The sequence below is a fragment of the Nonomuraea terrae genome, from assembly GCF_044465245.1.
GTDB classification, from domain to species: domain Bacteria; phylum Actinomycetota; class Actinomycetes; order Streptosporangiales; family Streptosporangiaceae; genus Nonomuraea; species Nonomuraea terrae.
The window spans coordinates 373,283-395,143 of record NZ_JBITLL010000007.1 but is presented as its reverse complement, the minus strand read 5'-3'; the positions used below and the strand labels follow the sequence as shown (position 1 = coordinate 395,143).

At 70.1% G+C, this 21,861-nt stretch carries 20 protein-coding genes; 13 read left to right on the top strand and 7 right to left on the bottom strand.

The genetic code is table 11. The annotated features are described in order from the left end of the window. Positions 1-24: 24 nt before the first annotated feature. From ACIBP6_RS35880 to ggt, 11 genes are all read left to right on the top strand, one after another. Complete coding sequence (locus ACIBP6_RS35880) at positions 25-1,575, top strand: hypothetical protein (protein ID WP_397058254.1); 1,551 nt, start codon at positions 25-27, stop codon at positions 1,573-1,575. Then, the gene (locus ACIBP6_RS35875) at positions 1,538-1,816 is read left to right on the top strand and encodes a hypothetical protein (RefSeq protein ID WP_397058253.1); all 279 of its coding nucleotides are present in this window, start codon (positions 1,538-1,540) and stop codon (positions 1,814-1,816) included. Before ACIBP6_RS35880 ends, ACIBP6_RS35875 begins: the two co-directional genes overlap by 38 nt. A gap of 63 nt (positions 1,817-1,879) precedes the next feature. Next, complete coding sequence (locus ACIBP6_RS35870; protein ID WP_397058252.1) at positions 1,880-2,014, top strand: hypothetical protein; 135 nt, start codon at positions 1,880-1,882, stop codon at positions 2,012-2,014. A gap of 207 nt (positions 2,015-2,221) precedes the next feature. After that, positions 2,222-4,189 (top strand): hypothetical protein, encoded by a 1,968-nt coding sequence (locus tag ACIBP6_RS35865; RefSeq protein WP_397058251.1) that lies wholly within the window; start codon positions 2,222-2,224, stop codon positions 4,187-4,189. A 152-nt stretch (positions 4,190-4,341) separates the two neighbouring features. After that, positions 4,342-4,740 (top strand): hypothetical protein, encoded by a 399-nt coding sequence (locus ACIBP6_RS35860; RefSeq protein ID WP_397058250.1) that lies wholly within the window; start codon positions 4,342-4,344, stop codon positions 4,738-4,740. A 13-nt stretch (positions 4,741-4,753) separates the two neighbouring features. Next, complete coding sequence (locus ACIBP6_RS35855) at positions 4,754-5,047, top strand: hypothetical protein (protein WP_397058249.1); 294 nt, start codon at positions 4,754-4,756, stop codon at positions 5,045-5,047. A gap of 282 nt (positions 5,048-5,329) precedes the next feature. After that, the gene (locus ACIBP6_RS35850; protein ID WP_397058248.1) at positions 5,330-5,842 is read left to right on the top strand and encodes a hypothetical protein; all 513 of its coding nucleotides are present in this window, start codon (positions 5,330-5,332) and stop codon (positions 5,840-5,842) included. Positions 5,843-6,076: 234 nt separating this feature from the next. Beyond that, entirely contained in the window at positions 6,077-7,246 is a 1,170-nt protein-coding gene (locus ACIBP6_RS35845; protein ID WP_397058247.1) for a serine hydrolase domain-containing protein, read from the top strand. 165 nt (positions 7,247-7,411) lie between these two features. Continuing rightward, positions 7,412-8,227 carry an SAM-dependent methyltransferase gene (locus tag ACIBP6_RS35840; RefSeq protein ID WP_397058246.1) on the top strand — a complete coding sequence of 272 codons (816 nt, stop codon included), beginning with the start codon at positions 7,412-7,414 and terminating at the stop codon, positions 8,225-8,227. 280 nt (positions 8,228-8,507) lie between these two features. Continuing rightward, positions 8,508-10,280 carry a CocE/NonD family hydrolase gene (locus tag ACIBP6_RS35835; RefSeq protein ID WP_397058245.1) on the top strand — a complete coding sequence of 591 codons (1,773 nt, stop codon included), beginning with the start codon at positions 8,508-8,510 and terminating at the stop codon, positions 10,278-10,280. A 284-nt stretch (positions 10,281-10,564) separates the two neighbouring features. Further along, a complete protein-coding gene (gene ggt, locus ACIBP6_RS35830; RefSeq protein ID WP_397058244.1) occupies positions 10,565-12,421 on the top strand; it encodes a gamma-glutamyltransferase in 1,857 nt (618 codons plus the stop codon). Positions 12,422-12,474: 53 nt separating this feature from the next. Here the strand turns inward: ggt and ACIBP6_RS35825 are convergent, their stop codons facing one another. From ACIBP6_RS35825 to ACIBP6_RS35815, 3 genes are all read right to left on the bottom strand, one after another. Further along, positions 12,475-12,927: a hypothetical protein gene (locus ACIBP6_RS35825; protein WP_397058243.1), complete on the bottom strand. Its 453-nt coding sequence runs from the start codon at positions 12,925-12,927 to the stop codon at positions 12,475-12,477. A 129-nt stretch (positions 12,928-13,056) separates the two neighbouring features. Then, positions 13,057-13,437: a VOC family protein gene (locus ACIBP6_RS35820; RefSeq protein ID WP_397058242.1), complete on the bottom strand. Its 381-nt coding sequence runs from the start codon at positions 13,435-13,437 to the stop codon at positions 13,057-13,059. Positions 13,438-13,492: 55 nt separating this feature from the next. Continuing rightward, entirely contained in the window at positions 13,493-16,300 is a 2,808-nt protein-coding gene (locus ACIBP6_RS35815) for a beta-L-arabinofuranosidase domain-containing protein (protein ID WP_397058241.1), read from the bottom strand. Between the two features lie 584 nt (positions 16,301-16,884). Here ACIBP6_RS35815 and ACIBP6_RS35810 point away from each other — a divergent pair. After that, complete coding sequence (locus tag ACIBP6_RS35810) at positions 16,885-17,427, top strand: NUDIX hydrolase (protein WP_132620335.1); 543 nt, start codon at positions 16,885-16,887, stop codon at positions 17,425-17,427. Here ACIBP6_RS35810 and ACIBP6_RS35805 read toward each other — a convergent pair. The 3 genes from ACIBP6_RS35805 to ACIBP6_RS35795 all read right to left on the bottom strand — a co-directional run bounded on the left by ACIBP6_RS35805 (position 17,326) and on the right by ACIBP6_RS35795 (position 20,246). Then, positions 17,326-18,033: a histidine phosphatase family protein gene (locus tag ACIBP6_RS35805; protein WP_397058240.1), complete on the bottom strand. Its 708-nt coding sequence runs from the start codon at positions 18,031-18,033 to the stop codon at positions 17,326-17,328. The two genes, ACIBP6_RS35810 and ACIBP6_RS35805, sit on opposite strands and share 102 nt — an antisense overlap. A gap of 49 nt (positions 18,034-18,082) precedes the next feature. Further along, positions 18,083-19,387, bottom strand: coding sequence for a diaminopimelate decarboxylase (gene lysA / locus ACIBP6_RS35800; RefSeq protein WP_397058239.1), 1,305 nt, complete (start codon positions 19,385-19,387; stop codon positions 18,083-18,085). 124 nt (positions 19,388-19,511) lie between these two features. Continuing rightward, a complete protein-coding gene (locus ACIBP6_RS35795; protein ID WP_397058238.1) occupies positions 19,512-20,246 on the bottom strand; it encodes an SDR family oxidoreductase in 735 nt (244 codons plus the stop codon). 95 nt (positions 20,247-20,341) lie between these two features. Here ACIBP6_RS35795 and ACIBP6_RS35790 point away from each other — a divergent pair, with 95 nt between their 5' ends. After that, positions 20,342-20,950, top strand: coding sequence for a TetR/AcrR family transcriptional regulator (locus ACIBP6_RS35790; protein ID WP_397058237.1), 609 nt, complete (start codon positions 20,342-20,344; stop codon positions 20,948-20,950). A 15-nt stretch (positions 20,951-20,965) separates the two neighbouring features. Here ACIBP6_RS35790 and ACIBP6_RS35785 read toward each other — a convergent pair whose 3' ends face one another. After that, entirely contained in the window at positions 20,966-21,853 is an 888-nt protein-coding gene (locus ACIBP6_RS35785; protein WP_397058236.1) for a VOC family protein, read from the bottom strand. Positions 21,854-21,861: the final 8 nt, after the last annotated feature.

Here is a 21,861-nt window from a genome sequence, read left to right as displayed (position 1 = left end):
GACCATTGCCGCAGACTTGGGCGGATGGAGACGGCGGACGTACAGGCGCGGCTACGACGCCCCCGCCTTCTGCGGGATGCCGTACGGGAGTCAGGCCGGCGTCCGGCGCGGTTGACGACGCACGCGGTGATGGTGTTCGGGCCGCTGGGCGTGGTCATGTCGGTGACGGGCGCCCTGTTGGCCGGCGACTCGGGGGCGGCGCTGGTCAACGGGTGGGTCGTGCTGCTCGGCGAGCTCTCGACGCCACTTCTGGGCTGGTCGGCGGTGGCGTCGGTGGTATCGGCGGCCGCGCTGGTCATCGTGCTGTCCGCAACGGTGATCGCGGCCGCGGGGCTCGGGGTGGCCCGGCTGAGCGGTCGCCTGTGGCCGGCGATCGTGGTCACGGCTGTCCCGGTGCTGGTCGTGCTGCCGGCGCTGCTGGTCGTGCCCGCCGTCGTCCTGGAGCGACGTACGGCGTGGAACGCGCTCCACCGCGCCCGCCTGCTGCTCTCCGAGAACCGGTGGCGCGGCGCGTTCACGCTGACCGTCGGCGCGGCCGTGGTCCCCGCGGCTGCCGCGTTGTCGCTGTACGGGCTCGTCGACCTGGTGCCGACGAGCCTCGCGTCCGTGGTCATCGGCATCGGCGGCGCCGTGCTGGCGGTAGGCGTCCCGGCCCTCCAGGCGGTCGTCTCGGCGCGGACGTTCCTCTTCCTGCTGGCCTACCACCACGGGGAGCCGGCGTTCGAGGAGGTCGCGCGCACGCTCCCGGACGTCCCGGCGCACCGGTCGCGGACGACGCCGGTGGTGGTGGCGCTGTTGCTGCCCGGTCTTCGTCACTGGGGCGGTGTCCAGGCCGACCCGCTCGGCTGGCCGAGGACCGAGGAGTCGGACGTGGCCCCCGGCCTGACGTCCGACACCGGCCGGCCCCTGTTCAGCCGGGCGGACCTGCGGGATCTACGGGCGTGGCAGGGCCCGAACGGCCTCGTGGTCGTGGGCGACAGGATGTCCGGCACCTCGCTGCTCGCCTGCGACGGCGATCCCTGCCGCGCCATCTCGTCGGCGTGGGGCCTGCCGAATCGCGAGTGGGGGCCCACGGCGAGCGCCCGGCTGGCCGATGGACGCCTGGTCATGACCGGCTGGGCACGCGACCGCAGACGGTGGCCTGGACGCCTACCGGCTGGTGCTGCTGATCTCCAACCTGGAGAGCTGCGATCGCGCGCCGGGGCGGGGGCCGTTCCCCGCGATCAACGGGTTGCCGTCGGACACCTCCGTCGCGCTGGCCGTACGCCCGGACGGCGGCCTGGTGCTCGCGCTGGCGCAAGAACGTACGACGGCGGAGGGCCGCGAGTCGGTCTCCATCACCTCGTGCGCCGATCCGGCCTGCGCCCGTCCCGAGGCCACGAGGCCGCTGCTGCTGCCCGGCCGCTCCGCGGGCACGGGGCACGGACTCGCGGTGGCGGCCGGCCCCGACGGACGGCCGGTCGCGGCGCGGATCGACGCCCTGTCCGGCAGCGTCTCCGTGCTCTCGTGCGACGATCCGGCCTGCCGGCGGGCGCGCGTGACGACGCCCGTGAACGGCCGCGCCGCGGAGCATGAGCGGCCCTCGGGCGTGTCCGTGGCCGTACGCGAGGACACGAGGCCGGTGATCGCGTACCGCCGGCTACGCGACGCGGCGCTCGCCTTGCTCGACTGCCGATCGGCGGACTGCGCACGGGCGGACGAAGTGCCTCTTACCGGCCGCGGCCACACACGGACGCGTCCCGCGCTGGTGCTGGACCGGGGCGGGGGCGGGCACTGGTGGCGTACCAGGATCTCGAACGCCGGCGGCTGGTCCTGACCGCCTGTGCTGGAACCCACTGCCGTGAGCAGGATCCGGCAAGGACCGAGTGAAAGCCTGGCCATGACGCTGGACGGCGAGGCACGGCCGGTGATCGCCTGGGTGGACGGCAACGAACGGGACGACTGGTCACTCAACGTCACCACGCTGCTCAACGTCGAAGACGTCGTCCCGACGGCACCACCACCGCAACGTTGACCGGGCCCGTCCGCATCACGATCGCCGCCTGCGACGAAAGCGCCCAACTGCTGTGCGGTTGAACCTTTGGCTTCGCGGTTCACGTACCTCCTGACGATTCGTCGTGACGTCATATCGGTCTTGACATGAGATCTCAACGGAGGGCCGGCGCGGGATACGCTGGCCTCGCTGACCGTGTGCGTCCTGCCGTTCGCGCTGGAGGCCCGCATGAGCCACCCCGATCCCCACCCTCAGGTGAGCGGGGATTTTTCCGGCATCGACCCCGGTCTGATGGCGCTGTTCGAGCCTGCACTCGGCCGTACGGGCTCCGCGATCGAGAGCAGCGAGCCACAGATCCGGCGCGTCTTAAACCGGTTCGATCTGAACGCCTCGCAGCTGACCGCGTTCAGGGAAGCGGCGAACTGGATCAGTGCCAAACGGCCGGAGTTACGCCGGCGCAAGGAGACCATCACCGCTGAGAAGTCGGAATGGGGCGCCCCTGGCCAGGCGGTCAACGGGATGGTCGCTTTCGATGAGGCGCTCTACAACAAGGCCTCCAACGACCCGGATGTCTACGCCGCCGCCAGCCATCTGAGCGCCGACGGCGAGATGAGCGAATCGGCTCTCGCCGCACTGGAGAAACGGGCGCAGGAACCGGAGTTCGCCACCAAGCTCATGCACGCCCTGGGCCCGGGGGCCTTTCTCACGCTCATCCGCAGGACGACTTCTGAGGAGGACAAGAATTCTCCGCGTCTGCAGACCGCCCTGAGCAAGGGGCTTGGGGCGGCGAGCAATCGCCTGGGGGCCGACTGGCGAAAGAAGTTGACGGCCGGCCTCGACCGGGAGCAGGCGTTCACGCTGGCGCGAGCGCTCAAGCACGGAACGTTCGACCATGGCTTCCTGCTGGACTTGGCCAGGAAAGTCGACGCTGCCTCGCGCGCCGAGAAGGACCCGTCGTTTGCGGGGCAGCACGTGAGGAGACCCCTGCCTGAGTCCTTCTACCAGCCGGCGATGCTAGACGTGTTCGAGGCGCTCAGCCGCCACCCGAAAGCGGCCCAGGAATTCTTCGCCTACGACGCGACGGCGCTGAAGTACTACGTGACGGAGAAGCCGCTGAAAGACGGCGGTGTGGCGCTGGGCGCGGCACTGGAGGCCGCCACGATGACGTACCGCGATCACGCCGGTACCCCGATGGATCTCTCTCGTGGCTACCTCTCGGCCAAGCTCGCCTCGGAATTCGTTCATCTCCAACATGAACGGCTCACGACGGACAAGAGCCCGAAGTCCCTGGTGGCACCCGACGCCGTCGGCCGAATCCTGGCGGCGTACATCTCCGACGTCAACCGCGTGGCATCCACGCCCGGCTTGGAACAACCCGGCGTGTTCCTCCAGGACTACCCGAACCTTCCAGGACAGGAGGACTGGGGCGCGCGATTCAACAAGACAGAGCTCCGCGCCGTGATGCAGGAGGCGTTCAAGGAGGACGGGAAGGCCTTCGGGGTAGTGACCACCGCCCAAACAGCGTGGGGAAAGCAACTCCTCGACCACAACGCCGGCGAGATGACCACCAAAAGCGGCATCGACAGCATGCGAAGCACCTCGTACGAGGTCGGAGCCGGTTTCGGTCTCATCACCAACGCGGCGGGGCTCGCCGACATCGAAAAAGGGCGCGAGCTCGACGAAAGCCAGAAGCTGACCATGAAGATCCTCATGGCCGCAGTCACCACCGGGCTGTCCTTCCCGCAAACAGGGGCATGGCCCATCGGAGCGGGCGTCGCGAGCTCGTGGACGGGCGTGATCGAAGAGAGCGTCAAGGGCGACGCGGAGAAGGACGCCATCTTCGCCGCCAACAACGCCTCCGAACAGATGCGGTTCTACCTCCATCAAGTTGGCGCTCAGGCCCTGTTCAATTATGGCTTTTTCGGCTCGGCCGAGCCTCCCGCACCATCTCATCCGTGGGCCTCACTCACCGGCCTCCAACCCGGCGGCGACCCACGCAGCTCGCCGAACAACTTCCTGCGGGACGACGGCAAGACGCTGATGACGCCCAAGGAGATGATCGCGGGCAACGGCGACCGCTACGACGCCTACCGGAATTGGCTCTACCACCGTGCCGAGGGCAACCCATGGAAAACACAGAACATCCAGATCAGCTTCGACGACGGCTTCGGCTTCGGCTTCGCCCCTTACCCCTGATCACGGCTGGGCGCGGAACAGCGCTTGCATGCACTCTGGTCATCGCTTCGGCCTGTACGGGAGGCGCCGGTGAGGTCGATAGAACCCCGCTGCCCACCGCGTACGGTCCGCCCTTCGTCTGTGGGCACGTACCCGAGATCGCCGTAGAGCGGATGACGGGAGTCACCGACCCCATCACCACCGGATCGCTCGGCCTTGAGGACAGCCCAGTCGTCGGTGCCTGCATCGCCTACGAGCCGACCGGCGAACGGTGGACAGTGCTTCGCATCGCGCTGGACACCAACGGCTCTCGCGGCCAGGTCGACAACCAGCTCAGCGACGGCGTCTCCAAGCAGTTGCCCGAGATCGTCCCGGGCGGTCATGGCTTCTATACGACCGACCCCAACGAGAAGACCCGGGCGGGCGCGATGTTGGTGAAAGGCAAGGCCCGGCTGTCGATAGAACTGGTGAAAGGCGTGGAGGGCCGTGACAACGCCGCCGACGTGGTGGCGCTGATGAAGCTCATCGCCCCCGAACTCATCACCGCCTCGAACACCGACGAGAACGGCTGACCCGATGCCCGCCATGGTGCCCAACCCGCTCTACGAAGCGTTACGCGAGGCCGAGCAGCAGATCACCCCGCTCATCCAAGACGCGACCCAGGCCATCGAACAGTCCTACAAGGAATTCCACTCCGGCAAGATCTGGGCCGGCCCGACAGCCAAGTTGTTCGACGTCCAGCTCGAACTTCACCGCTCCCGCGTCGTCCGCGCCGGCGAGAACATCCTCGAAGACCTGCGCGAGAAGATGGCTCGCCTGCCGCACGAAGTGGACGAAACGCAAGCCCTGGCACTGAGCAGGCAGTACGACTTGCCTTGACGCGCTCCCCGGCCGAAGGTCCCGAGCCCAAGCCGAAGACGCCGCATCACGAGGCCGGGGCACTCCAACCACCAGTGGCACCACGCCTTCCGGTGATCGAGACGCGATCGTCACGCGCGCCGGTCCCGATGGGGTTGGCGGGTCGCATGTTCAGGCTGGGGAGAGGCGATCGTGTGCTACGCCGTGTCGGGGGCTGAGCTCGTGCGGTCACGGGCCAGGCGGTTCGGATGGTGACATACTCCGGGCATGCGTGTGGGGGTCGCCCATCATTTCGGTTGGGCCGTGGCTGTCACGGCATCGGCCGACCACCGCGTTGTGGACCGCCGGCGCCTCGCGCTGATCGAGCCTGGCATGCCGATGGCGCCCATCCACCACGAAGGCAAGCCTCTCGACGACGCCGGGGCCGCTGAGCTGGTGGCCCGGGTGCGGGCGTCGGCGACCCGGGCGACGTCGGCCTCGCTGGACGGACTCGCCTCCGCGCTGCGCGAACCGATCGTCTCGATCTCGCTCCGCGCCTGGCCCCTCGACTTCCCGGAGGACATCGCCGTCCAGCGACGCGCGCCCTACGAAAGCCACGCGGACTCCGTCATGTACCGCCAGGTGCTGGCCGAGCTCGCACACGCACGCGGGTGGAGCATCCACGTTTATGACGCCAAGGACGTGGAGGACCAGGCGGCCGGAATCCTGGCCGATCGGGCTCACGAGATCCTGTACGGCCCACGCGCGGTGCTCGGGCCGCCCTGGACGAAGGACCATCGCACGGCGCTCGCCGCGACGATCGTCGCCGCCCGATGACGCGAGCCGCCGGGCAGAGCCCGACCTCCACGGCCGAGCCGATCACGAGGTGGTCGGACCGCGCGGTTGTCCGGAGTCGGTGGCGCGGAAGCCACGTCATACCCCGGTCGCACTTCTGTGCGCGGACTACGACGGCAGGGGCGGATCAGGTTCCTCAGCAGTGCCGATGGAAGCGCTCCGACGAGAGATGAGGATGTGAAGCGTTCTTGATCTCTCAAGGAGAGGACTGTGCCCATGCGTGTTCGGTGGAGAGCGGGACTGCTCGCGTGCCTGATGGCGGGCGTGCTGGGGGTGGCGGCGCCGTCCCAGGCCGGCGCGGTGTCGGCGGCGGTGACCGACCAGCGCGCTCTGGTCCAGGAGGCGCTGGACGCGATGGTGGCGGCCGGTGCTCCCGGCGTGCTGGCGCGCGTCGACGACCCGCACGGTCACTGGATCGCCACCAGCGGCGTCGCCGACCTCCGGACGGGCGAGGCCGTGCCGCGCAACGCGCGGTTCCGGGTGGCGAGCCTCACCAAGTCCGTGATCGCCACGATCGTGCTGCAACTCGCCGAAGAGGACCGGCTGAGCCTGGACCGGCCGGTGGGCGCGTGGCTGCCCGGCATCGTCGCGGGAGCCGACCGCATCACCGTACGGCAGTTGCTGAACCACACCAGCGGACTGGCGGACTACGTCGCCCACCCCGAGTTCAAGGACGCCATGGTGTACGGCGGGCGCACGTACCGGCCGGAGCAGCTCATCGGGTACGCCGAGGAACTGGGCCCGGTGAGCGAGCCGGGGCAGAGGTTCGCCTACTCCAACGCCGGTTACATCGTCCTCGGCCTCCTGGTGGAACGGGTCACCGGTGACCGCCTGGAAACCGAGATGTCCCGGCGGGTCCTGCGGCCCGCGGGGATGAGCCACTCGTACCTCCCGCTGACCGAGCCTGCCATCCGGGGGCCGCACGCCACCGGCTACTACCTGCCCGCCGGTGTCGATCCCGGCGCGCCCGGGGCGCTGCGGCCGATCACCGAGCTGAACCCGTCGTTCGCGTGGGCCGCGTACGGGCTGGTGTCCGACGCGCGGGACATCAACCGCTTCTACCACGCGCTGTTCGGCGGACAGCTGGTCGGCGAGGGTTCGCTGCGCCAGATGCGGGAGGGGGTGGGGACGCCGCAGGCGCCCGTCTTTCCGTACTACGGGCTCGGGCTGGAAGCCGCCGGGCTGACCTGCGGTGTGACGTGGGGAGGCACCGGCTCCATCCCCGGGTACCAGACGATGGCGTTCGCCGACCGGTCGGGCACGCGCCGGATGACGCTGTCGATGAACGTGCAGCGCCGTGACCCGGCGGTCGCCCCGCTCCTGATGGCCGGCGTCGACGCGCTCAACCGGTACTTCTGCGGCACCTCCTACTCGGTGCCCCGATGACGCGATCGGCGCCGGCGGCCATTGGGCGGCCAGGTGGTTCGACGCACGCGGCATGTCCGGGGGCGTGAGCTCGATCGTGCGCCTGCGTGGTCCATTTCGCCCCCGCCTGCGGGCCTTGATGATCTATGTTGGTGCCCTGGCAGAGGGACCGACGAGGAGGCTCCGATGGGCGAAGAACCCCAGGAGACAGACGCAGCGGCGCTGGTCGCACGGATCGACACCTCCGTCCCGCACCCGGCTCGGGTGTGGAACTACTGGCTGGGAGGCAAGGACAACTACGCGCCCGACCGCGAGGTCGGCGAAGAGATCGTGAAGGTCATGCCGGACCTGCCGGTCAACGCGCGCGCCGAGCGGGAGTTCATCGGCCGCGCCGTGCGTCACCTGGCCGCCGAATGCGGCATCGACCAGTTCCTGGACGTCGGCACGGGCATCCCGGCGGCCGACAACACCCACGAGGTGGCGCAGCGGGTCAACCCCGGGGCGCGGATCGTCTACGTCGACAACGACCCGATCGTGCTGGCCCACGCGCGGGCGCTGCTGACGAGCACACCCGAGGGGGCCAGCGACTACATCGACGCCGACCTGCGGGAGCCCGCCGCCATCGTGCGGGCGGCCGCGCGGACGCTGGACCTGTCCCGTCCGACCGCGTTGATGCTGATGGGGGTGCTGGAGTTCGTCCCCGGCGCCGAGCAGGCGCACTCCTGCGTGCGTACACTCCTGGACGCGTTGCCGTCCGGCAGCTACCTGGCGATCGCGCACAGCGTGCGGAGTCCTTCGATGGAGGACGCCGCCGCCCAGTGGAACGCCAGCGGCGCCACCCCGCTCACCTTGCGCACCTCCGAGCAGTTGGGGGCCTTCTTCGACGGGCTGGACCTGGTGGAGCCGGGTCTGGTGTCGCTGCCGCGGTGGCGGCCCGAGGCCGGCACCAGCTACCAGGACCGCGAGGTGTTCCAGTACGGCGCCGTGGGCCGCAAGCGGTAGCAGCCCGCGCGTCGGCAGCAGGTCGTCCGTTTTCCCGCCGGACGACCTTTGCAGTTTGTCGAACGGCGAGTCCGGATTTTTCAACATTCGTTCGATGACACTTCACCGCACCCTACCTACGCTCATCGAAACGATCAGAGCGCTTGTGGGTCGGAGGCATTGAATGAGGTTCTCCAGAACGGTCTCTGTCTTATCGGTCACCGCCGTGATAACAGCATTGGGAATGGGCACACCGTCGTCGGCGGAGGTGCAACCGGCCGGCATTTCGGTCGAGAACGGCGTGACGCAACCGGTGTACACCTACTCCGACGCGATTCAGGAAGTCGTCTACGTCGAAACTCCGATGGACAGCGACGGCGACGGAAGCAACGACCTGATCGCCATGGACATCATCCGGCCCCGCGAGACCGAGTCGGGCGTGAAGATCCCCACCATCATGGAGGCGAGCCCCTACTACGGCCGCTCGTCCCAGCCGCCGCCGGACCGCACACGCGGCTTCCCCGGCTGGTGGGACGAGTACTTCGTGCCGCGCGGGTACGCCGTCGCCCAGGTCGAGATGCAGGGCACGGGCCGGTCCTTCGGCTGCCCGACGACCGGCGGCCCCGAGGACACCATCAGCATCAAGGCCGCGGTCGACTGGCTCAACGGCCGGGCGCGCGGCTTCCACGCCGACGGCAGCGCGGCCGTCGCCGACTGGAGCACCGGGAACGTCGGCATGCAGGGCGTCTCCTACGTCGGCACCCTGCCCAACGCCGTCGCCACCGAAGGGGTCCCGGGCCTGCGCACCGTCGTGCCGATCGCGGCGATCTCCAACTGGTACAGCTACGCCAACGACCAGGGCATCGCCTGGGCCAGCTGGGGCACCCGGTACACCGAATACCTGGCCAACTACGTCTCGGTCGGCCGGAGCGCCCCCGGTTCGGCGTCGGCGGAGGCGTGCGAGGCGCGCATCGACGCGCTCGGCGACGCCGAGCAGGCCAGTGACAGCGACTTCACCCCGTTCTGGCAGGAACGCGACTACCTCCCCGCCGCGAACAAGATCAAGACCGGCGACACCTCCGTGTTCATGGTCCACGGCATGACGGACTACAACGTCAAGACCATGCACTTCGCGAACCTCTGGTACGAGGTCGCCAAGCGTCAGATGCCGCGCAAGATCTGGATCCACCGCGGCGCCCACTCCAACCCCACGAGCTTCCGCAACGCCGAATGGCAGAGCGTGATGCACCGGTGGATGGACCACTGGCTGTACGACATCGACAACGGCGTCATGGACGAGCCGATGGCGGACATCCAGCGCCCCGACGGCTCGTGGGAGACGCATTCGAGCTGGCCGGACGCGAGCACGTCCCCGGTGAGCCTGTCGTTCGGCCCGGCCACCGGCGAGGTCGCCGGCACCCTGTCGCCCGACGCGCCCGCCGGTAACCCGACGCAGAGCTTCGTCGACCAGATCGAGTCGCAGGCCGTCAAGGTCGGAGACCCGTCCGAGGCCCGTCCGGGCCGGCTGGTCTACGTCACCCCGCCGCTGACCGAGGAGCTGCGGCTGTCCGGCACACCGAGCCTCGACGTCCGGATGTCCACCAACGCGACGGGCTCGCTGCTGTCGGCGATGGTGGTCGACTACGGCGAGGGCACGTCCGTCACCGTGGCCGGCAAGGAGCCGCTGGAGCTGGTGCAGGAGCCGTGCCAGCCGGAGGACCTGGTCAACCTCACCGGCTGCGCGACGCCCATGGAGGTCACCGAGGCCATCACGCCGCAGCGGGTGCTCGCCTGGGGGCACGTGAACGTGCAGAACATGCCGGACCTGCGGCGGAGCGACGAGCTCACCCCCGGCAAGAAGTACCAGGTGCGGTGGAACACCCTGCCGACCGAGCACGTCATCCCCGCCGGTCACCGCATCGGGCTGGTGCTGACCGGTAACTACAACGCCGACCCGGGCCAGGTGCGCCCGGCCCGCGACCAGGTGTCGGTCGGTAGCGAGATCACGATCGACCTGCACGGCAGCAAGCTCAGCCTCCCCGTCGTCGACGGAACCGACGGCCTGCGCTTCTGACGGAGACGCCCCTGTGCCCCGGCGACCGCACCCGGCCGCCGGGGCCACCCCCTGTGACCGACCCGAAAGCCCTGACCCGCATCCGGACGGCCGCGCCGAAGCTCGCCGGAGACAGGCGCGTCACGGCAGGCCGCGGCGGCGCGGCGCGGAGCCGTCTGACACTCCAGGACCACTTTCGGTTAATAGAGGATTGACGTGCATACGGTATTGCGTATACGAGTGATCAAGCGCATCTCGTAGTCCGAGAATGCCGCTCCTGAGGTCGTTCGACAGAGAGGGAGCCCATGAGGCGCAAGGGCCGATTACTGCCCCTGACCGTCACCCTGCTCGTCCTGCTCGGTGTGAGCCCCGGCCAGGGGCTCGCCCAGCAGCAACCCGGCTCGCCGACCCCGTTCGGCAAACCGAACGCCGCCACCCCCAACCCCGGCGTCGACAACACCGCGGTGCCGGCCACCCGCCCGGTCGGTTACCTGGACCAGACCCGCTCCGAGGTGCTGGCCCGCAACGGCATCGCCGCCACCAGCAACCCGCTCGCCACCGCCGCCGCCGAACGCATCCTGCTCCAGGGCGGGAACGCGATCGACGCCGCCGTCGCCGCGTCGGCGACGCTGGGCGTCGTCGAGCCGATGAGCACGGGCATGGGCGGCGACCTCTTCGCGATCGTCTGGTCGGCGAAGGACAAGAAGCTCTACTCGCTCGCGTCGAGCGGATGGGCGCCCAAGGCCTGGACGGCCGAGTACTTCACCGAGACGCTCGGCGTCGACGAGGTGCCCGGCAGGGGCATCAACTCGGCGGTCGTGCCCGGCACCGTCTCAGGCTGGGACGCGCTGCTGAAGCGCTTCGGCAGCATGGGCTTCAAGGACGTGCTGGAGCCGGCCGCCACGTACGCGGAGCAGGGTTTCCCCATCCATGAGCGAATGCACGGGCAGTGGCGGTCGTCGGTCAACACGCTCCGGCAGGACGCGGACTCGGCGCGGACGTGGCTGCCCGGCGGGCAGGCGCCCGACCTCTACAGCGTCTTCCGCAACCCGGAGATGGCCCACACCCTGAACGTCCTGCGCAAGAAGGGCCGCGACGCCTTCTACAAGGGTGAGATCGCCGAGGCGATCGTGGCGAAGTCGCAGGCGGCCGGTGGCGTGATGGCCCGGGACGACCTGGCGGAGTACCGCTCGGAATGGGTGACGCCGCTGTCCACCGAGTACCACGGCTACGACGTGCACCAGCTGCCTCCGCCGGGTCAGGGGTTCGCGGCCCTGGAGATGCTGAACATCCTCGACGTGTGCGTGCCGCGGCTCGGGTTCGACCTGGCCGGGCTTGGGCCGCGTGACCCGCGGTACTGGCACCTGCTCATCGAGGCGAAGAAGCTCGCCTACTCCGACCTGCACACCCACAACGCCGACCCGAAGTTCGCCGCCCCGCCGCTGGACCGGCTGCTGTCGAAGGAGTACGCGGCGACGCTGTGCTCGAAGATCGACCCGGACCGGGCGACCCCGCTCGAGGTCAACGGCAGTGATCTGGGCGGCACGGTCTACTTCGCCACGGCGGACCGGTGGGGCAACATGGTCTCGCTGGTGAACAGCAACTACTCCGACTTCGGCTCCAAGGTGACCATCCCCCGCTACGGCTTCGTGCTGGCCAACCGCGGATCCGGCTTCACCCTCGACGCGGACCACCCGAACGTGGTGGCACCGCGCAAACGGCCGTTCATCACCATCATCGCCAGCTTCATCACCAAGGACGGCAAGCCGGTGATGGCGTTCGGCAACATGGGCGGCGGCACCCAGCCGCAGGCCCACGCGCAGCACATCATCAACATGATCGATCTCGGCATGAACGTCCAGGCCACGACCGACGTCGCCCGCTTCGACCACAGCCAGTCGAACGACGTCACCAGCTTGGACGCCTACCTGTTCGACCTCGTCGGGCCGCGGCTGCAGGAGATGGGCCACCAGCTCAACCGGGCCAACGGGCACGCGGGAGGCTACCAGGGGATCCTCTTCGAACCTGACCCGCGCCTGCCCGAGCCCATCCTGCCCAGCGGCAGGGGCGAGCGGCGCGGCGAAGCCTACGAACGCCCGGTGAACGGCGTCTACCGGGCCGGCTCCGACCCGCGCAAGGACGGCCACGCCGGAGGCTGGTAACCCGGACGCTACGGACGGCCTGCGCGCCAGGCCGTCCGTAGCGCCGGAAGTTGTCACCACGAGCGTCGGCCGTAGTCGCTCCAGTCGTAGTGACCCACGCGGCCCTCGCCGATACGGAACTTGTAGCCGTCGAAGCCGCCGCCGGCGCTGTAGCTGAACCGGAACTTGCCGTGCCCGCCGGTCACCAGACGGCGGCCCTGGTGCCAGCCGCGGTCGTCGTGGTACCAGAAGTCCACGTAGGTGTTCTCACGGTCGCGGTCACGGTCCCACACGTCCACGTCGAAGTAGTAGCGGCCGTTCGCGGCGTAGTAGAAGCCCTTGTAGTACGAACGGTGACCGCTCGACTCCCCGCGGCCGTAACCGGAGTAACCCTCGAACCAGTGCTTCGTGTACGACGACGCCGTCGTCGCACCGGCGGTGGCCGCCTGGGCGGGAGCAGCCGCGACACCGGCCACCACGGCGCCGGCCAGGACCGTACCGGCGAGAAGGCTACGAAGCTTCGACATGACAATCCATCCCTGGCTGTGAGGAGAACCCCCGGAGCGATCTCTCCGGACGACCCTCAATCTAGGGATGGACGATGTGCCGCTCTGCGTACAAACGCACAGACGGCACAACGACACAGAAGCCGCGGGTCAGCCGCCGCCGTACGGGACGGTGATGATCTCCAGGTTGTGGCCGTTGGGGTCGGACCAGTAGAGGCCGCGACCGCCGTCGTTGGTGTTGATCTGGCCGGGATTCTGGTGGTGCGGATCGGCCCAGTACGTCAGGCCGCGCTCCTTGATCCGCCCCCAGATCTGGTCGAACTCCTCCTCGCTGACCAGGAACGCGTAGTGCTGCGACGGCAGCGTCTCGCCCGCCTGGACGACGTCGAGCGAGACGCCGTTGGAGAGCGTGACGACGCGGAACGGCCCGTAGACCGGCGCGGGCTCCAGCCCGAGCACGTCGACCAGGAACGCGGCGGTTCCGTCTCTGTCCCTGGCCGGCACGATCGTGTGATTCAGCTCGACGGACATGCCTCCAGGCTACGTGAAGCGGCCCAGCCAGTCAGGGCGCCGGTCAGGGCGCCGGTCAGGGGTCGAGGCGGGCCTTGGCGGCGGCGGAGACCACCGCGTCCTTCTCGGCGGGGGTCATCAGGCCGGCGCCGACCCAGGTCTCCGCGGTGCGGGCCACGGTGGACCGGAACCGTCCCTGGTTCTCGAACGGCGCTTCGGCCCACACCACGTCGAGGAACGTCACCGAGTCCTCGCGCGCGCGGTTCGGCACCCCGGAGTCCGACTTCCCGAAGACGATCTTCGGTTCGACGCGGTGGAAGTAGGCGTGGTAGCGGTCGGTGTCGTTGATGTAGAGCGGGACCAGCGGCAGGCCGTGCGTCGTGAACGTCATGGGCCCCGTGGACGTGACCGCGTCCGCGAGGTCGCCCGACAGCGTGAAGTCCCGGTAGAAGGAGAACTCGCGGAAGGTGGTCTCGTCGCTCTTGGCGACCATCGGAACGGGCCCGTACGCGATGCTCTGGGTGGTCGGGATGTCGAGCGCCTTCTCAATCCGCAGCGAGAACGGCATCGCGATCGTGATCCGGTCGCCGCGGCGCCAGCTCCGGTCGAGCGTGACGTACGCACCGGGCTTGGCGTCGAGTTTCTGCACGTCCCCGTTGACGCGTACGGTGAAGCCCTTCTCCACCCAGTACGGCACGCGCAGTTTCACCACGAGCCGGCCGTCGCCGTCCACCGTGAGCGTCGTCTCCCCGGCGGGGTCGGCCGGATAGTCGGTGGACTGCGTGACGGTGAAGCCCTTCTCCGGCCAGCTCAGCTCCGAGGCCAGATAAAGGTTCACGTAGAGGGTCGAGTCGTCCGCGGACCGGAAATAGATCGAGTCCTGGAATTTGGTGTGACTTTCCAGGCCGGTGCCGCCGCAGCAGGTGCCCATGTTGCCGTAACTGCGCGAGGCGCCCGGCCGCATGGGGATGAAGTACGTCAGCAGCGGATTCGTGGTGCTGTCGGTGTTCCGGCGGGAGGCGAGAATCTGGCCGTAGAGCGCCCGCTCGTAATACTGCATGTATTTCGGGTCGGCGGTGTGGAAGAACAGGGCCCGGCTCAGCTTGAGCATGTTGTAGTTGCAGCACGTCTCGGCGTTGTTGGTGCCGAGCGTGCCCACGATCACGCCGCGTGCGCCGAAGAGCTCGCCGTTGTCGGTCGGGCCGGCCATGCCGCCGGTGACGAAGATGCGGTGCGGCACGACCATGTCCCAGAAATTCTTGGCCGCGGTGAAATAACGCCGTTCGCCGGTCCGCTCGTAGATGGACAGATAGCCGAAGAACTGGGGGATGTGCTGGTTGGCGTGTTTGCGGTCCAGCGTGTCCTGGTCGGCGGCGGTGGCGGTGAGGAGCGGCGTGTTGTCGAAGCATTTGGCCGCGGTGAGATATTCCTCCTTGCCGCTGATGGCGTGGAGCTCGGCCATCACGGCGTTCATGGCGTTGTACTCACCGGCGATGTAGATGCTCCACATGCGGTCGAGCTGGGCGCGCGGCAGTTTGCCCAGCCGGCTGTGGACCCAGTCGCCCATTTTCAGCACGATGTCGAGCGCCCGCTCGCTTTCCGCGTACTGGTAGGCGTCGAGCAGGCCTCGCATGATCATGTGGCAGGTGTAGTACGGCGCCCAGATGCCGGGATAGGTCGCGTACTCCTCCAGCCGGATGAACTGCGTCTCCGGGTAGGCGGCCAGGTAGCCGGGATGACTCGGGCCAGGCTGGCCGCTGGCCTCGGAGACCAGCCGGGCGTCCGCTCCCCTGCCCGAGGAGTCGGCCGCGCGCTCGCCGCTCTCCTCGTCGAACCGGTAGGACGCGATGTTGCCGCCGCCCGGGCCGTCCATCAGTGCGGCTATTTCCGCCCGGGTCAGCGCGCGGTCGTAGATCTGGAGATCGTCCACGGCGGCCTTCAGGTACGGGTCGCCGTACTGCGATCTGCCGATCCAGTTGTTGCCGGTCGGGCCGAGGCTGGACGGCTTGAGGGTCATGCCGGTGTTCGTGCCGGCCGGGGAGCCGTTGACGTAGAGCGTTCCCGTGCCGCCGGACAGGGTGACCGCGACGTGGGTCCATTGGTTCGCCGGCAATGGGCCGTCACCGTTGACGCGTTCCTCTCCGCTGCCTCCGCTGACGGTGATGGCGAATCTCGGCGCGGAGCCCGCGCTCACGGCCAGGAACATGTTCCGCGTGGTGCCGCTGCCGAAATCGAAGATCCTGGACCAGGCGCTGATCTCGGCCGGATTGAGCCACAGGGCGACGGTGACGTCGTCCAGGCCGCTCACGATGTCGGCGGGAAGTGACACGTACTGCGGCCCGTCGAGTTTCACCGCCCCGCCGAACCTCCCGGCCACCCTGGCGACCGGCGTCGGCGGTGGCGCGGGTTGTCCGACCCGCTCGGCGAGGGCGTCCTGGCATTCGCCGAGCGCGGTCACCATGTAGTCGACCTTGTCCTTGTAGAAGTCGTCGCCGGAGCCCGCGTACGCCAGGGCCAGGGCGCTGAGGAAATGGCCGGTGTAGTGGCCGCGCAGATTGCCGGTCGCGTCGTCCCATCCGCCGGGCGGCTGGGCGCCCAGCGTGTCCAGTCCGGCGTTGGCCCGGAAATTGGCCAGCATCCGGTCGGCGGGATAGGCCCTCAGGAGGTTGAGGACGCGGTCGCGGTTGGCGCTGAACAGGCTGTCGCCCAAAGCGACCTGAGCATTGGCGAACGGCCTCACCTGCCAGCCGTCGGGCATCGGCGGATCGTGCTGCGCCGGCGTACCGGCCTGAGCGGTTCCGGGGAGGAGGGCGAACGCCGGGGGCGTGGCGGCCGCCAGCGCGGCCAGCCGTAACACCTCGCGTCTGGGCATGATGTGCGTCATCTGTGCTCCTTGCGCACGAGCGTTTTCCAGGAAATGAGGAGCCGGACTGATAGCGCTAACACTTGGGCTGTCAAACAACGAGTTTTGATGAAGTCACAGCACTCGTCAATATCGCGCCGGACGGCGCAGGCGGCGGGCGGTGCCTACGCCGCCGGTCGCGAGCAGGACGGCGGCCGCCCGCGATCGGCGCCCAGTCCCCGAAGCGGACGTACGGGGTCGGCTCGCGGGACAGCGGCACGTCGATGACGAAGACGCCGCGGTAGCCGGGCCCGATCCAGGCCAGCGGCCGGCCGCGCGCGTCGAAGGCGGCCGAGGTGCCGCGCCAGGCCGGCGCCCGTCGCGAGGGCGACCACACACGCGCCGGACGGGCCGCCGGCCCGCCTGGCCGGGACCTGGTCGGCACACGGAGCCGCTACCCGCCATCAGGCCCGGCTCACGAACGACCCCGAAGGCCCGTCCAGGCCCGGCTCACGAACGACCCCGAAGGCCCGTCCAGGCCCGGCTCACGAACGACCCCGAAGGCCCGCCCGGACCCGGCTCACGAGCGACGCCGGGGCCGTCCGAGCGGGCGGTACGCTACGCCGGTGAAGAGGCTGATGGCCCGGGTCTGGCGCGGCATCCGCGGCTCGGCGCAGTGGCGGCTGCTCTACCTGTCGCAGGCGAAGTTCATGGTGGGGGTGACCGGCGTCGTCCGCGACCGCGACGGCAACGTGCTGCTGCTGCGCCACCGGTTCTGGCCCGAGGGCCGGCAGTGGGGGCTGCCGACGGGCGGCGCGAAGCGGGGTGAGACGTTCGAGCAGACGGTCGTCCGCGAGGTCAGGGAGGAGACCGGGCTGGAGGTGAGCGTGGGCGAGCTGGTGCACCTCAGGAGCGGGTTCCGGCTCCGGATCGAGGTGGCGTACGCCGCCGGGTACGCCGGTGGCGGCACGCTCCGGCTGAATCCGATGGAGATCCTGGAAGCCCGCTGGTGCTCCCCCGACGACCTGCCGGAGGGCCTGCTGGAGTCGCATCGCCTGCTGATCGCCTCAGGTGGGCGGGGCGGCCGTGGTGGTGAAGGCGGCGGTGAGGTGCGCGGTGTCGTTGTAGCGGCGCAGGACCCACCGGGCCTCGGTCAGCACCAGGTGTGACACCGACGCGTTGTCGGCCCCGAGGAACGCGAACGGCCGCGACCGCGTGGCGATCGCCAGCGCCTCGGCGATCACGCCACCGTGGGTGACCACGACCACCCGCTGGTCGGGGTGGGCGGCGGCCAGCTTGGCGAGCGCCTTGCGCACGCGCTCGGAGAACGCCGCGGCGGGCTCCGCGCCGGGGATCACGTCCCAGCGTTCCTCGGCCGACATCCGCTGCGCGATCGGGTGGCCCTGGGCGACCCGCTGCCGGAACAGGCCGCCCTCCCACTCGCCGAGGTGCACCTCGCGCAGGTCCGGCTCCACCATCGGCGTCAGCCCGAGCCGGACGGCGAGCGGCGCGGCGGTCTGGGACGTACGCCGCAGCGTGCTCACGTAGATGGCGTCGATGCGCTCGGCCGCGAGCCGCAGGCCCACCCGCTCGGCCTGCTCAAGGCCCTCGGGTGCGAGCCCCGGGTCGCCTTGGCCGTCCACCAGGGGGAACGGGTGACCGGGCCGCGCGGGCTCGGACTCGCCGTGCCGGACCAGCAGCAGCTCTGTGGCGCCAGGAGGCGTACGGAACCGACCCTGCCGGTATTCGACCGGCTTTTCGCTCTCAGATCCCACAATTTCCGAACGTTACTCTACTTTTCGCCAGCTGTCCGGGGCAGCCGGCTCACAGCCCCACGTCCCTGCGCAGCAGGTCGTCGATGTCCTCGCGGCGGACGACCAGCCGCGCCGTGCCGTCCAGGACCGCGACGACCGGCGGCCGGCCGGTCAGGTTGTAGCTGGAGGCCATCGAGTGGTGGTAGGCGCCCGTGGCCGGCACCGCGAGGACGTCACCCGGCCTGACGTCGGCCGGCAGGGGCACGTCCTCCGCGAGTACGTCGCCCGCCTCGCAGTGGTGGCCGACCAGGGTGACCGGGCGCGGGGGCGTGCCGGAGCGGCGGCCGACCAGGCGGGCGGTGTAGCGGGCGCCGTACAGGGACGGGCGGGGGTTGTCGCTCATCCCGCCGTCGACGGCGACGAACGTCCTGGTGAGGGCGCGTTTGACGGCGACGACCCGGTACAGCGTGAGACCGGCGGGGCCGCTGACCGACCGGCCCGGTTCCACGATCAGTGCGGGAACGGGCAGGCCGAGGGCCGCGGCGCGTTCCTCGACCGCCTTGACGACCCGCACGGCGAAGTCGGCGGGCGCCAGGCCGTGCTCGTCCTCCACATACGCGATGCCCTGGCCGCCGCCCAGGTCCAGCTCGGGCAGGACGATCCCGTACGTGTCGCGGATCCGCGCGAGCTGCTCCACCATGACGTGCGCCGCCTCCTCGTACGGCTCGGCCGTGCGGATCTGGGAGCCGAGGTGGCAGTGCAGCCCTGCCAGCTCCAGCTCCGGCTGGCGCAGCACCCGGGCCACGGCCGCGGCGGCGTCTCCGGTGGCGACGGACAGGCCGAACTTCTGCCCCTCGCCGCCGGTGCGGACGGCCGGGTGCGCCCCCGCCTCGACATCGGGGATGACGCGCAGCAGCACCTTCTGCCGCCCACCGGGCGGGACCAGCCCCGCGATCCTGGCGATCTCGGCGAGGTTGTCGACGACGACGCGCCCCACGCCGCACTCCACCGCCTGGCGCAGCTCGGCGGGCGACTTGGCGTTGCCGTGGAAGACGATGCGATCGGCGGGGAAGCCGACGGACCGCGCGATGGCCAGCTCGCCGCCGGAGCAGACGTCCAGGCCGAGCCCTTCCGCACGGATCCAGGCGGCCATCGCCCGGCAGAGGAAGGCCTTGGCGGCGTAGACGACGCGGGCGCCGGGAAGGGCCGACCGGTAGGCGCGGCAGCGCTGCCGCACGTCGGCCTCGTCCAGGACGTACACGGGGGTGCCGAAGCGCTCGGCGATGTCCGCGAGCGGGACGCCCCCGGTGGCGGCGACCGGCTCGAAGCGGGTGGTGGCCGACCATGGTCCGCCGGGCGACCGGGGCTCTGACATCTGCTTTCCTCCTCGGAGAGGTCGTACAGCAGACGCTAGAACCGCCCGGGCGGCATATCCGTTGATCGCTACGGGATTCGGACACCGATCCCGCGAATACTGACGCGGCCTTGACGGGCGGCCGTCAGGCGATGCCGCCGTTGGCGTAGATGACCTGGCCGTTGATCCAGCGGGCCGGGCCGGCCAGGAAGGACACCACGTCGGCGATGTCGGCCGGGGCGCCGAGGCGTTCGAGCGGGGGCTGCGCCATCAGGCGGTCGATCGTCGCCTGGTCCTTGCCCTCCAGGAACATGGCCGTCGCGGTGGGGCCGGGGGCCACCGCGTTGACGGTGACGTCGCGGCCGCGCATCTCACGGGCGAGCACGAGCGTCATGGCCTCGACGGCGGCCTTGCTCGCGGCGTACGCGCTGTAGCCGGGGAAGCCCATCTTGGTCTGCGACGTCGAGAACCCGATGATCGCGCCTCCGGCGCGCACCCGGCGGGCGGCCTGCTGCGCGACCACGAAGGCGCCGCGGATGTTCGTCCGGTGCATACGGTCGAGCACGTCGAGGTCGAACGTCGCCAGCGGGCTGAGCGCCAGGATGCCCGCGGTGTTGACGACGACGTCGATCCCGCCGAACACCGCCTCCATCGCGTCGAACACCGCCGCCGTCTCGTGTTCGTCGGCCACGTCTCCCGTCACCGTGATCGCGCGGCCGTCGGCGGCCTCGATGGCTTTGACGGCCGCGTCCGCCGCTTCCCTGTTACCGGCGTAGTGCACGCCGACGGCCATCCCGTCGGCGGCCAGCCGTTCCACGACGGTGCGGCCGATGCCGCCGGAGCCGCCCGTCACGAGTGCGACCCTGGTGGGGGTGGACATGCGTGCCTCCTTCTGCGATCCGGCACTATATGAACACCTCGACCATATATCTTTATGAACACAGCGTTCATATCTGCGCACGAAGGGACGCGCCAGTGGAGGCGTACGGAGAGCGGAAGCCGCCACGGCGAGGGCGCGGACGGCGGCCGGCGGCCGAGGTGCGCGCGGACATCCTCGCGGCCACCGGCGCGCTGCTGCTCGACGAGGGCATGGCCGGCGTCACGATCGAGCGGGTCGCCGAGCTGGCCGGGGCGAGCAAGACGACGATCTACAAGTGGTGGCCGTCCAAGGGCGCCCTGGCCCTGGACGGCTACTTCCACGCCGTCGAGCCGACGCTGGCCTTCGACGACACCGGCGACATCGAGGCCGACCTGACCGCCCAGCTCCGCGCGCTGGCCCGGCTCCTCAGCGACACGCCGGCCGGGCGGGTCATCGCCGGCATCATCGGCCAGGCGCAGACCGACCCCGACCTCGCCGACGCGCTGCTGCGGCACTATTCGGGGCCGCGGCGCGACCTCGCCGTGGCGGCGATGCGGCGCGCCCAGGCCCGCGGCCAGTTGCGCGCCGAGCTCGACCTCGACGCGGTGGCCGACCAGCTCTGGGGCCCCTTCTACCACCGCCTGCTGCTCTTCCCCAACCTGCCCGTCACCGAGGAGTTCGCCGTTTCCCTCGCCCGCAACCTGCTCGCCGGCATCCGGCCGTGACAGCGCCGGCGAGGATCAGGCGAGGAAGCTCTCGGGAGGCGCCGGGCCCCAGCGGTTGACCGTGTTGCCGCGGTCGCTCATCTCCCACCGCGGCGGCGTGTACGACGCCTCGTCGTGGATGTGCGCCATGTCGCTGTACAGCTCCAGCCGCAACCCGGACGACGGGTCGCGCACGTAGACGAAGAGGTTGTGGCCGGGGCCGTGCCGTCCAGGGCCGTACTCGACCTTGTAGCCCAGGTCGGCGAGGTGGTCGCAGATCATCCGGTAGCTGTCCCAGCCCGCCACCTCGAACGCCAGGTGGTGCACGTCGGGAACGTCGGACCCGCCGCGTACACCCATGTTGTGGTGTTCGCTGCCGACCCGGAAGAAGAACAGCCCCTCCCCGATCTGCTCCGACAGCTTGAGGTCGAGCAGCGCGGTGAGGGCCGCGGCCGTCGCGGGCGCGTCGGGCACCTTGACGTTGACGTGGCCGAGCCGCCGGGGCCGCAGCGGCGTCGCGGGCAGCGCCTCGATGACCGGCGCGCCCGGCGGACGGCAGACCAGCCGCAGCCCGCTCGGGCCGGTGACGGCGACGCCGGCGCCACCGCCGGCGTCGGCCGCCACCGGTTCGGTGGTCATCCCGTGCGCGGCGGCACGGCGTTCGAGCTCGCCGAACGCGTAACCGGCCGGCACGTCGAAGGTGACCTCCCGAAGCCGCGCCGCCTCACCCGGCAGGAGAGTGAGGTGGCGGCGGGGAACCGGCTGGGCGTATTCGCCGCCGGTGGTCGCGTCCAGGCCGCCGTCGGCCCGCGGCGTGACGTGGAAGCCCAGACCGTCGTGGAGGAAGGCGCCCGTCGCCGCCGGGTCGGGCACCGTCACGGTGACCGAGCCGAGCCGCAGCGGCAGGGTGCTCTCGTGGCTCATCATGTTCC

Excerpts from the sequence above, each read along its gene's own strand:
- ACIBP6_RS35820 (WP_397058242.1), bottom strand. The coding sequence starts at position 13,437 with ATGTCCGTCGAGCTGAATCACACGATCGTGCCGGCCAGGGACAGAGAC.
- ACIBP6_RS35845 (WP_397058247.1), top strand. The coding sequence starts at position 6,077 with ATGCGTGTTCGGTGGAGAGCGGGACTGCTCGCGTGCCTGATGGCGGGC.
- ACIBP6_RS35815 (WP_397058241.1), bottom strand. The coding sequence starts at position 16,300 with ATGACGCACATCATGCCCAGACGCGAGGTGTTACGGCTGGCCGCGCTG.
- ACIBP6_RS35855 (WP_397058249.1), top strand. The coding sequence starts at position 4,754 with ATGGTGCCCAACCCGCTCTACGAAGCGTTACGCGAGGCCGAGCAGCAG.
- lysA (WP_397058239.1), bottom strand. The coding sequence starts at position 19,387 with ATGTCAGAGCCCCGGTCGCCCGGCGGACCATGGTCGGCCACCACCCGC.
- ACIBP6_RS35795 (WP_397058238.1), bottom strand. The coding sequence starts at position 20,246 with ATGTCCACCCCCACCAGGGTCGCACTCGTGACGGGCGGCTCCGGCGGC.
- ACIBP6_RS35840 (WP_397058246.1), top strand. The coding sequence starts at position 7,412 with ATGGGCGAAGAACCCCAGGAGACAGACGCAGCGGCGCTGGTCGCACGG.
- ggt (WP_397058244.1), top strand. The coding sequence starts at position 10,565 with ATGAGGCGCAAGGGCCGATTACTGCCCCTGACCGTCACCCTGCTCGTC.
- ACIBP6_RS35860 (WP_397058250.1), top strand. The coding sequence starts at position 4,342 with ATGACGGGAGTCACCGACCCCATCACCACCGGATCGCTCGGCCTTGAG.
- ACIBP6_RS35865 (WP_397058251.1), top strand. The coding sequence starts at position 2,222 with ATGAGCCACCCCGATCCCCACCCTCAGGTGAGCGGGGATTTTTCCGGC.
- ACIBP6_RS35825 (WP_397058243.1), bottom strand. The coding sequence starts at position 12,927 with ATGTCGAAGCTTCGTAGCCTTCTCGCCGGTACGGTCCTGGCCGGCGCC.
- ACIBP6_RS35880 (WP_397058254.1), top strand. The coding sequence starts at position 25 with ATGGAGACGGCGGACGTACAGGCGCGGCTACGACGCCCCCGCCTTCTG.
- ACIBP6_RS35870 (WP_397058252.1), top strand. The coding sequence starts at position 1,880 with ATGACGCTGGACGGCGAGGCACGGCCGGTGATCGCCTGGGTGGACGGC.
- ACIBP6_RS35785 (WP_397058236.1), bottom strand. The coding sequence starts at position 21,853 with ATGAGCCACGAGAGCACCCTGCCGCTGCGGCTCGGCTCGGTCACCGTG.